General features: G+C 63.8%; 14 protein-coding genes. 8 read left to right on the top strand and 6 right to left on the bottom strand.

Annotated features, from left to right (window positions below; translation table 11 throughout):
- The coding region (locus A2J02_RS08990) for a DapH/DapD/GlmU-related protein (RefSeq protein ID WP_269454980.1) at positions 1 to 175 on the top strand (175 nt) is incomplete at its 5' end.
- Here A2J02_RS08990 and A2J02_RS08985 read toward each other — a convergent pair.
- Together A2J02_RS08985 and A2J02_RS08980 are read right to left on the bottom strand one after the other, a co-directional pair.
- The gene (locus tag A2J02_RS08985; RefSeq protein ID WP_082898664.1) at positions 167 to 1,720 is read right to left on the bottom strand and encodes an ABC transporter permease; all 1,554 of its coding nucleotides are present in this window, start codon (positions 1,718 to 1,720) and stop codon (positions 167 to 169) included. The genes A2J02_RS08990 and A2J02_RS08985 overlap by 9 nt on opposite strands.
- Complete coding sequence (locus A2J02_RS08980) at positions 1,669 to 2,547, bottom strand: ABC transporter ATP-binding protein (protein ID WP_442971465.1); 879 nt, start codon at positions 2,545 to 2,547, stop codon at positions 1,669 to 1,671. The genes A2J02_RS08985 and A2J02_RS08980 overlap by 52 nt, the downstream gene beginning before the upstream one ends.
- A 35-nt stretch (positions 2,548 to 2,582) precedes the next feature.
- Here A2J02_RS08980 and A2J02_RS08975 point away from each other — a divergent pair, with 35 nt between their 5' ends.
- Positions 2,583 to 3,386, top strand: a complete 804-nt coding sequence (locus A2J02_RS08975) for an SDR family oxidoreductase (RefSeq protein ID WP_068049420.1) — start codon at positions 2,583 to 2,585, stop codon at positions 3,384 to 3,386.
- A gap of 6 nt (positions 3,387 to 3,392) precedes the next feature.
- Here the strand turns inward: A2J02_RS08975 and A2J02_RS08970 are convergent, their stop codons facing one another.
- Both A2J02_RS08970 and A2J02_RS08965 read right to left on the bottom strand, forming a co-directional pair.
- Complete coding sequence (locus A2J02_RS08970; protein ID WP_068049419.1) at positions 3,393 to 4,175, bottom strand: pirin family protein; 783 nt, start codon at positions 4,173 to 4,175, stop codon at positions 3,393 to 3,395.
- A 29-nt stretch (positions 4,176 to 4,204) separates the two neighbouring features.
- Positions 4,205 to 4,696 carry a VOC family protein gene (locus A2J02_RS08965; RefSeq protein WP_068049417.1) on the bottom strand — a complete coding sequence of 164 codons (492 nt, stop codon included), beginning with the start codon at positions 4,694 to 4,696 and terminating at the stop codon, positions 4,205 to 4,207.
- An 85-nt stretch (positions 4,697 to 4,781) separates the two neighbouring features.
- Here A2J02_RS08965 and A2J02_RS08960 point away from each other — a divergent pair, with 85 nt between their 5' ends.
- Genes A2J02_RS08960 through A2J02_RS08950 form a run of 3 tightly spaced genes read left to right on the top strand, consistent with a single transcriptional unit; the run spans position 4,782 to position 6,776 of the window.
- Entirely contained in the window at positions 4,782 to 5,234 is a 453-nt protein-coding gene (locus A2J02_RS08960) for a MarR family winged helix-turn-helix transcriptional regulator (RefSeq protein WP_068049415.1), read from the top strand.
- A complete protein-coding gene (locus tag A2J02_RS08955; RefSeq protein WP_068049413.1) occupies positions 5,231 to 5,953 on the top strand; it encodes a pirin family protein in 723 nt (240 codons plus the stop codon). Before A2J02_RS08960 ends, A2J02_RS08955 begins: the two co-directional genes overlap by 4 nt.
- Before the next feature lie 13 nt (positions 5,954 to 5,966).
- Positions 5,967 to 6,776: an alpha/beta fold hydrolase gene (locus A2J02_RS08950; RefSeq protein ID WP_068049411.1), complete on the top strand. Its 810-nt coding sequence runs from the start codon at positions 5,967 to 5,969 to the stop codon at positions 6,774 to 6,776.
- A gap of 2 nt (positions 6,777 to 6,778) precedes the next feature.
- On the opposite strand, the gene A2J02_RS08945 is transcribed toward A2J02_RS08950, so the two are convergent.
- Positions 6,779 to 7,213, bottom strand: coding sequence for a MarR family winged helix-turn-helix transcriptional regulator (locus tag A2J02_RS08945; RefSeq protein ID WP_068049409.1), 435 nt, complete (start codon positions 7,211 to 7,213; stop codon positions 6,779 to 6,781).
- 62 nt (positions 7,214 to 7,275) lie between these two features.
- Between A2J02_RS08945 and A2J02_RS08940 the strand changes: the two genes are divergently transcribed.
- The 3 genes from A2J02_RS08940 (at position 7,276) to A2J02_RS08930 (ending at position 8,504) form a co-directional block, all read left to right on the top strand.
- Positions 7,276 to 7,647 (top strand): VOC family protein, encoded by a 372-nt coding sequence (locus A2J02_RS08940; protein ID WP_068049408.1) that lies wholly within the window; start codon positions 7,276 to 7,278, stop codon positions 7,645 to 7,647.
- 93 nt (positions 7,648 to 7,740) lie between these two features.
- Positions 7,741 to 8,283, top strand: a complete 543-nt coding sequence (locus A2J02_RS08935) for an ArsR/SmtB family transcription factor (protein ID WP_082898663.1) — start codon at positions 7,741 to 7,743, stop codon at positions 8,281 to 8,283.
- Between the two features lie 8 nt (positions 8,284 to 8,291).
- Positions 8,292 to 8,504: a hypothetical protein gene (locus A2J02_RS08930; protein WP_068049404.1), complete on the top strand. Its 213-nt coding sequence runs from the start codon at positions 8,292 to 8,294 to the stop codon at positions 8,502 to 8,504.
- Positions 8,505 to 8,516: 12 nt separating this feature from the next.
- On the opposite strand, the gene A2J02_RS08925 is transcribed toward A2J02_RS08930, so the two are convergent.
- A partial coding sequence (locus A2J02_RS08925; RefSeq protein ID WP_156516157.1) for a DUF808 family protein occupies positions 8,517 to 9,005 on the bottom strand: 489 nt, incomplete at its 5' end.

Genomic DNA, 9,005 nt, shown 5'->3' with positions numbered 1-9,005 from the left:
TCTTCCCATCGTCATCGGGAACAACGTCTGGCTGGGCGGCGGAGTCATCGTGTGCCCGGGCGTCACGATCGGCGACAACTCGGTGATCGGTGCAGGCAGCGTCGTCACCCGGGACGTGCCGTCGCACACCTTCGCTGCCGGAAACCCGTGTCGGACCATTCGCGCCCTACCGTGAGATCACCTCGTGCAAGATCTCGTCGGAGTCACCGACGAGCGTGTCGACGGCCATCCGGGCGCCCCACCAGATGCCCAGCCATCCGATAGCCGCGGCCACGGGAACGGACAGGTACGCGAACGCACCGGGCAGGAGCAGTGCCAGCAGCAGACCGGGCACCACCGACACTCCGAGTACGACCATCGACAGCAAGATCAATGCGAACGAACCTCCGTTGAACGACCCTCGGGTGTTCAGCGAAAAGGCCTTGGTGGGTTCGGGGACCGGGTAGGCGGCACGGACCGAGATCACGACGATGAGCCCGGCACTGACGCCGAGCATCGACAGCGTCACCGAGATGGGGACCGCCAACCGGTCGAGTCCGAGGTCGCCGAACACTCGGACCACCGTCGTCGACACGATCGCGAACGGTGCCGCAACCATCAGCCACGCGATCTGCCGACCACGGACGTCGTCGCGCAGAGCCTGCGGAATCATCACCAGATGCCACATCGAACCGCCGTCGAGGCCGTACAGATTCGACCCCGCGCCCATCGCCAAGTAGATCACCATCCACGCACCCCACGCCGCGCTGAACGGAATCGAGTCGGTCAGCAACGGGCCGACGCCTCCGAGCACCGTGAAGATCAGCACCGACAGCAACTGGCTTCGACGACGCACGTCGCCGCCCCACAGGGACAACTCCCGCATCACCACCGCGCCGACACGGGTAGCGCGCCAGCCGGTGTCGCTGTTGCGGCCGTTCGTTGCCGTCTGCTTCCGCGACGCGCCGTACGAGGCGGACACCCGCCCCTCGAAGAGCCGCAGCACAAGTCGCTGCCACGCCCACACCACTGCGACGTCGAGCAGCAGCAGGCCGGCCACTGCGCCGATCGCGAGAGGCCAGTTGCCGTCGAGCGCAGCGTCGACTCCGGTGATTCCCCAGCTGAACGGAATCGAATGTGCCAGCGTCAGAGGCCATGTCACTTCGCCCGACAGCACCCGAGAGAAGTTCTGGGTGATGGGGAACTGCAGGAAGTACAGGCCGCCGAACACCGCACCGAACGCCAGCAGAGCGAGCTCTCGACTACGCCGACTCTTCAGTAGCTGAGACATCGCCACGGTGACCACCCTGGACAGCGTCACGAAGAGTACGACGGTCGCAGGCCAGGCCACCAGGGCAAGCGGAAGTGCTGCGAGAGAACGGGACACGGCGTAGATCGGGATCGACGCGGTCGCGATGGCCGTCAACGGCACCAGCATCCCGTACGCCGAGGTGGCCAACAGGGCATGCGCCAGGCGTGAAGGTTTCACCGACAGCATCTGGAAGTGGCGGGGCTGGATGTTGTCGTCGGAGATCCCCGAGAGCACCGGGAACAGCACCCAGCTCAGACCGATCAGTGTCAGCCCGAGGCTCACGGTGCCGCCGACCAACACCTGCGAGGCTCCACTGCGCGCAGACAACACACAAGCCAATACCGCGAAGACCAGCCCCAGCAACCCGAACACGCTTTTCACCACTGCTTGGCCGCCCCTGAATTGCCTGCGGTAGAGCGTGATTCGCATCTGCAGGACGGTTCGACCGAGAGACGTCCCGAGCGCATCCAGGACAGGCCGTCGGGGTTCTGCTCGCGAGTACCGACCAGGCGAACGAAGGCATCGTCCAGACTTCCGCCGTTGCGGACCTCGTCCACCGTTCCCGCAGCCACGACTCGGCCACCGGTGATGACGCCGACGTGGGTGCAGAGCTGCTCGACGAGCGCCATCACGTGACTCGACAGGATCACCGACCCGCCGGAGCGAACGAACTGGACCAGAATGGTGCGAATGATGGTGGAGGAGATTGGGTCGACCGCCTCGAAGGGCTCGTCCAGCACCAACAGCCGGGGGCCGTGCAGCAGCGCCGAGGCCAGTCCGATCTTCTTGGTCATACCCGCCGAGTAGTCGGCGATGACGGTTCCCCCGGCGTCGGCAAGATCCAACGCGTCCAACAGCTCGTCCCGACGCTGCGCAATCACGTCCTCGGGCATCGCGCGCAGTCGTCCGAAGTAGGTCAGAAGCTCGTGGCCGGTGAACTGGGATGGCAGAGCGAGCCCGTCGGGCAGTACTCCGAGTAGCTCCTTCGCGGCGATGGGGTCGGCCCAGACGTCTCGTCCGAACACCAGACTTCGGCCGTACTGTGGCCTGAGCAGACCGACCGCCATGGACAGACACGTCGTCTTGCCTGCGCCGTTGGGGCCGACGAGTCCGAACATCGAACCGGGTGGAACCATCAGCGACAGGTCGTCGACTGCAACTTTGGGGCCGAAAGCCATACAGAGGTGCTCGATCAGCAGGGCAGCAGAATTCGTTTGCACGGGTAACAGACTAACCGGTATGGGACGGTTCGTCATCCGGTACCGATCAGCCGTCCCGGTACCATCTGGGCATGAATCGCACGGCAGTGGTCACCGGAGCTTCGTCGGGTATCGGACGCGCGGTTGCGCAGGCGCTCCTCGCTCGGGGGTACCGGGTGATCGGCACCTCCCGCAATCCGGACTCGATGACCGATGCGCAACGGGCCACCGGCGTCGAGTATCGCGCTCTCGACCTCACCGATGCCGAGTCGATCCGGAACTTCGTCGCCGATCTCGGAGTCGTCGACGTGTTGGTCAACAACGCCGGTGAGAGTCAGTCCGGGCCGTTCGAGGAGCTGCCGACCGATGCCATCGAGCGATTGTTCCAGTTGAACGTCTTCGGTGCAGTGACGCTGTCCCAGGGCGTCATTCCCGGTATGCGCGAGCGTGGATACGGCCGCATCGTGATGATCGGATCGATGCTGGCCAGCTTCCCGCTCGCCTACCGCTCGTCCTACGCGTCGACGAAGGCCGCCATCAAGGGCTTCTCCGATGCCGCGCGCCTGGAACTTTCACCCTTCGGGGTGTGGATGACCACCGTCGAGCCGGGCTCGATCAACACCGGAATCAGTGAGCGACGAACCAAGTACGTCGCACCGGATTCGGTCCACCGAGACGACTTCCACACCGCGATCTCGTCCCTGGACCGCAAGGAGGGAACCGGCATCTCCGCCGAGGACGTCGCGGAGGTGGTGTTGAAGGCCATCGAGTCCGACAAGCCGAAACCGTTGTACGCCAGAGGAAGCAACGCACCGATCGTGTTCATGGCGCGGCGATTGCTCCCGGCGACCTTCATGGAGAAGACAATCGCGAAGATGTTCGGCCTGAAGCGGTAGCCGACGTCACCCGGCGATCGCCGCGTGCATTTCCCAGACGATCACTTCGGCTCCGGTTGCGGTGCTCAGTTTCTGCCCGCCGCCTCCGGAAATCCGCACGGCGTCGCCCTCGGCGAGTACGCCGACACCTTCGAGCATCGCTTCGCCCTCGGCTACGAAGATGTGCACGAACGGCGTGTCGGGAACGTCGACCGGGGCTTGTCCTGGCTGCAGACGTGCAGCGTGCATCGCGGCGTACTTGTTCTTGATTCGGATCGCCGCGTGATCGGCGTGGCGCGCCATCCCTGACGCCACCGGAACCAAACCGCCACTGAGCAATTCGCCGTCGATCTCGAGCTGTTCGTAGCCCGGGGTGATGCCCTGTTCGTCGGGCACAACCCACATCTGGACGAATCGAACGGGATCGCCGTGCTTGCCCGAGTACGAGCCGGCGGTCTCACCGAGTCGCCACGAGTCGTTCTTCTCGGAGTGCAGGATTCCTGTGCCCGCACTCATGCGCTGCGCGAGACCGGGATAGATGACGCCGGAGTGGCCCATCGAATCCTGGTGCACCAGCGATCCTTGCAGTACCCAGGTCACGATCTCCATGTCACGGTGCGGGTGGGTGTCGAATCCCTGCCCGGGGGTGACGATGTCGTCGTTGTTGACCATCAAGACGCCGTGGTGGGTGTTGCCACGATCGAAGTGGTGGCCGAAGGAGAAAGAGTGCTTGGAGTCTAGCCAGCCGATCTTGGTCTTGAATCGCTCGTCGGCCCGCCGGACGTCGAGTGTGGTTGCTGCAGAGGTCATGTCATCGCCTCGAATCTCGAAGTATGGGGTCAGAGAACGTGCGAGCCGTACATCTCACCGAGTGGATCGGCGATCAGTTCGAGACGCGCACCGTCGGGGTCGCGGAAGTACAGCGAGACCTCGCTGTGTTCGATCAGTTCCACTCCGGCGTCGATCAGCTTGGTACGCAGGTGTTCCCACCTCGTGGGCTCGACGCTGATCGCCACGTGGTGGAGGCCGCCGAGCACCTCTGCATACGGTCCGACGTCGAGTCCGGGAAAGTCGAAGAACGCCAGCAGGTTGCTGTTGCCGATATCGAAGAAGAAGTGCGAGGAGCCCGGGTAGTCACGGTTCTCGATCAGTTCGGTGAGCGGGAACTCGAGAAGATCCTGGTAGAAGCGAACCGTTGCTTCGACGTCGCTGCTGACCAACGCGGTGTGATGCAGTCCCCGGGCCGACGACGCGGGCCGCTCGCCTGCAGGCTTCATGTGCTGGGCACGAATGCGGTCACGCTCGATGGTGTGCTGATCTGTCTCGGTCATCGCTCTACCCTTCGGTCAAGTAGTTGCTTCGTCAACTACTACGAACAGTACACCGAGTAGTTGCGTTGTCAACTAATATGGACCCATGGAATCCCCACGGTGGCTCAGCCAGGACGAACAGTCGGCCTGGCGCGCATACCTCGAAGCGACGCGGCTGCTGCTTCGCGATCTCGACAACCAGCTCACTCGCGACTCCGGTATCTCGTTCACCGACTTCGAGCTGCTGGTGGTGCTCTCCGAAGCGCCCGATCGCCGACGCCGCATGAGCGAACTCGCCGACGCCGTCACCACTACTCGAAGCGGCGTGACGAGGGCCATCAGCCGGTTGGTCGAGTGCGGTTGGGTTCGACGCGTCAAATGCGACGACGACAAGCGGGGCATGTCCGCCGAACTCACCGAGTCCGGCCTCAGCACCCTCGCCGAGGCCAGTCCAGGGCACGCCGCAGCGGTGCGGGAGAACATGTTCGACCTGGTGAACCCAGAGGATCTCGCGGCCCTCACCCGCACTTTCTCGGCAATGCGGAACCACGCGTCGTGACCCTCACCCACATTCCCGGCGAACAGCGGCATCACTGGTGGAACGAATGGCTCGACTCCAAACAGTCCTTCCCCGCCACCGGCAATTACGACCTGGCGGCGAACGCGCACGGGCTGCTGATGGTGCACAACGAGGACACCGTCTTTCCCGGGGAAGGCTTCGACTCGCACGAGCACCGGAACATGGAGATCCTCACGTGGGTACTCGAGGGCACGCTCGCGCACACCGATTCCGAGGGCCATTCCGGGCTGATCCGCCCCGGGCTGATTCAAAGAATGAGTGCGGGCACCGGCATTCGCCACACCGAACGCAATGCGTCGAGCCTGACCAGCCGCGACAAGCTACGCGTCGTACAGATGTGGATCCCGCCGGATGCCGACGGACGAGTGCCCTCGTACGACGAACTGGACATGCGCGACGAGTTGGCATCCGGCGAGCTGGTCTGTGTGGCATCGGGAATGCCGAGCAGAAGTGGAATACACATCGGCAATCGCTTCGCGGCACTGCACGTTGCGCGGCTCCGGCCGGGGCAATCCATCACCGTTCCCGACGCGCCGTTCGGTCACGTCTTCGTCGCCGACGGTTCAGCGATGTTCGAGGACATCGGCGAGCTCGCCCAGGGTGACGCGGTGCGACTGACCTCCACCGGCGGACACCGTGTGACAGCATCGACCGCGAGCGAAATCATGATCTGGGAAATGCACGCCACCTTCGCCTGAGGGAGTGTCGACCATGCCGACCGTCATCACCGACGATGCCGTCACCCTGAACTATCTGGACGAGGGCACGGGCCCGGCCGTGGTGCTCATTGCCGGTTTCTGCGCGCCCGCGACGACGTGGGTGCTGCAGCAGAAAGCGTTGGTGGACGCCGGATATCGCGTTCTGGCGCTCGATCGACGAGGACACGGTGCCTCGGAGGCACCGACCCACGGGGCGTCCATGGAGCGGCACGGACGCGACGTGGCGAGCTTCTTGTCCGAGGTGGGCGTCGACGAGGCCGTCTTGATCGGCGGCTCCATGGGGGCGAGCACCATCTGGTCGTACATCTCGCAATTCGGCACCGAGCACGTACGAGCCGTCGTATCGGTGGATCAGACGCCGAAGATGGTGAACACCTCCGACTGGAAGAACGGCTTCTACGGTCTCACCGAGGACAACCGAACGACGTTCTTCGACAACGGAATACCTGATACCGGACACGGCCTGCCCAAGTGGAAGTCCGTGCCGTCGCTCCTGAAGCTCGTGCTCGCGCTACATGCGGTTCCGAAGATGGCGTCGCCCGATACCCCGCCGATGCAGGCTCTGCTCGCAGACCACGCTGCCCGAGATTGGCGCGCGACCATCGCAGCAACGGATCGGCCGCACCTGATGGTCGCCGGGCGTGAGAGTCAGTTCTGGCCCGCTGCACACGCTTCCGAGTCCGTGGCAGGCAACTCACATGGCCGATCGGTAGTGCTGGACAAATGCGGCCACGCCGCGAACATGGACCGACCGAACGAATTCAACACGGCAATGCTGGAGTTCCTCGACTCGATCGAGTGAGGTCACGCGTGCGGGTGGCCGCCCAATGCCTCCGCGCACGCAACAAGATTGCGATGCAGCACTTCCCGCTCCTGCGCGGAGAGCGATTCGATCATGGTGCGTTCCACGTCTGCGACGGCGGCCGACGCTTGTCGTAGGCGTTCGATTCCCCGAGCCGTCACGTGCAGGCGTTGGTCTCGACCGGCACCTTCGATCTCCACCAAACCATCGCGCGTCAGCCCGGCCAGCAGCTGATGGGTTGCCTGCCGGCTGACGAACACCGCGCGGGCGAGCTCTGCGTTGGACAGCCCCGGCTTGTGTGCGAGGAGTTCGAGGCTCGAATACTGCGAGACCGTGATGTCGAGTTCGCGGAGGCGGTCGTCCATCGCCGAACGCAGTGCGGAGGTGGCCCGCTTGAGGGCGTAACCGATCGAGGTGTCGAGGTCCACTTGACTCATGTCAACATCTTGACATACGTTTGTATCGTCAAGTTCTTGACATACCAACGAAGGGATCCGACATGACCACCGCTACCGTTTCCGGACCGAGCTTCCTCTCCTTGCAAGTACGCGACCTCGCCGCCAGCGCAGACTTCTACGAAAGCCGACTCGGCCTGGTCCGCGCACCTCAGGCACCCCCCGGCGCGGTGGTGTTCACGACCTCGCCCATCCCGTTCGCCGTCCGAAACCCAGCCCCCGGAACCGATCTCGACAGCGGACAGGCGGGACTCGGAGTCGCGCTGTGGCTCGCCTGCGACGACGCCGAGGCACTGCACGAGTCACTGGTCGCCGCCGACGTGACAATCCTGGCAGCACCCTTCGACGGCCCCTTCGGTAAGACCTTCGTCCTCTCCGACCCGGACGGATACGCGGTGACCGTGCACAGCACCTAGTTCCGAAAGAATTATTGCGAAATATTTCTTTCGGGTTATGGTTGTCGTATGACCCCACCACCTCCGCATCGGACGCCACGGAAGCTGACGGACATGTCCGAGCTGAAGGCGCTGACGCATCCCATCCGGCTGCGACTGCTATATGCGTTGCGCGCCAACAAGTCGATGACAGCGACCCAGCTCGGCGATCTGGTGGACGAGTCACCCGCCTCGGTGAGCTATCACCTACGGAAACTCGCCGAGCACGGGTTCGTCAAGGAGGTCGAGAACGGATCGGACAAGCGTCAGCGCTGGTGGTCGGAGGCCAACGAGAACGGGTTCAGCTGGTCCGAGAACGACTTCGCCGACTCACCCGAGTCGTTGTCGGTTGCCAAGGCATCCATGGATTCATGGCTGGCACACCAATGGTCACGTCTGCACGACTTCGGCCGAACCTCGGAATCATGGGGCCAGGACTGGGTAAACGCGGCATTCAGCAGCGACGACGTTCTGCGGCTCACTGCGGAGGAAACGAAGACCATGGGCACGGAGATGCGCGCCGTTATCGACAAGTGGCGTCGACGTGGGGAAACCGCGACCTCGGGGGAGCGCGAACACGTCATGGTTCTGATGCACGGATTCCCCACGACACCATAGGAGCTGGCATGTATCCGTTCGATCCGCACACGTACCTGTTCATCGCCCGGCACGATCGCGAGTTGCATGTGCTTCGAGCCGAGCGCCGCAGACTGGCTGCCGCCCAGAAACGCCTGCGCCGCGACGAACTTCGCGTTCAGCGCGCATGGGACCAGTTGACGGCGTCGCTCGCCGATGTCTCCATGTCCGAGCGAAGGGTGCTCGAGCTGATTCATCGGTGAGGAATGCTGCCACTACTTCGCGGCAGCCCGCTTGGCGAGTACCTTCGAGATTCCCAGCTGCGCAGCAACGATGATGCCGCCCACGATCGCGCCGATGATCGCCGACGCGAGGGTGTTGACGATCCATGCCAGCACTCCGCCGATGCCGGCCACGCCGCGCACTGCGTCCTCGCCGTGGTGCACGAGTTCGTAGATCGGATGGAATCCGAGCTCGTCGATGCCGACGAGCAGGATGTGTCCACCGACCCACAGCATCGCTGCGGTACCGACGACCGAGAGCACCGACATCACCTTGGGCATGGCCTTGACCAGACCACGGCCGAACTTCTCGACGAACCCGGTGGACCCCTCGGCCAGTTTCAGACCGATGTCGTCCATCTTGACGATCAGCGCCACGACTCCGTAGACGACGATCGTGATGACCACGGCGACGACCGCCAGGATGATCAATCGACTCCAGAAGCCCTCTGCAGCAATGGTGTCCAGTGCGATGACCATGAT

This window comes from Rhodococcus sp. EPR-147, from assembly GCF_001647185.1.
Taxonomy (GTDB): Bacteria; Actinomycetota; Actinomycetes; order Mycobacteriales; family Mycobacteriaceae; genus Rhodococcoides.
The sequence above is the reverse complement of the archived record's forward strand: the minus strand, read 5'-3'. Positions and strand labels throughout refer to the sequence as shown.

What these genes read in the sequence shown, in the direction of transcription:
- A2J02_RS08930 (WP_068049404.1), top strand. Translation starts at nt 8,292, where the DNA reads ATGTATCCGTTCGATCCGCACACGTACCTGTTCATCGCCCGGCACGAT.
- A2J02_RS08980 (WP_442971465.1), bottom strand. Translation starts at nt 2,547, where the DNA reads ATGACGAACCGTCCCATACCGGTTAGTCTGTTACCCGTGCAAACGAAT.
- A2J02_RS08975 (WP_068049420.1), top strand. Translation starts at nt 2,583, where the DNA reads ATGAATCGCACGGCAGTGGTCACCGGAGCTTCGTCGGGTATCGGACGC.
- A2J02_RS08940 (WP_068049408.1), top strand. Translation starts at nt 7,276, where the DNA reads ATGACCACCGCTACCGTTTCCGGACCGAGCTTCCTCTCCTTGCAAGTA.
- A2J02_RS08935 (WP_082898663.1), top strand. Translation starts at nt 7,741, where the DNA reads ATGTCCGAGCTGAAGGCGCTGACGCATCCCATCCGGCTGCGACTGCTA.
- A2J02_RS08985 (WP_082898664.1), bottom strand. Translation starts at nt 1,720, where the DNA reads ATGCGAATCACGCTCTACCGCAGGCAATTCAGGGGCGGCCAAGCAGTG.
- A2J02_RS08960 (WP_068049415.1), top strand. Translation starts at nt 4,782, where the DNA reads ATGGAATCCCCACGGTGGCTCAGCCAGGACGAACAGTCGGCCTGGCGC.
- A2J02_RS08945 (WP_068049409.1), bottom strand. Translation starts at nt 7,213, where the DNA reads ATGAGTCAAGTGGACCTCGACACCTCGATCGGTTACGCCCTCAAGCGG.
- A2J02_RS08965 (WP_068049417.1), bottom strand. Translation starts at nt 4,696, where the DNA reads ATGACCGAGACAGATCAGCACACCATCGAGCGTGACCGCATTCGTGCC.
- A2J02_RS08970 (WP_068049419.1), bottom strand. Translation starts at nt 4,175, where the DNA reads ATGACCTCTGCAGCAACCACACTCGACGTCCGGCGGGCCGACGAGCGA.
- A2J02_RS08950 (WP_068049411.1), top strand. Translation starts at nt 5,967, where the DNA reads ATGCCGACCGTCATCACCGACGATGCCGTCACCCTGAACTATCTGGAC.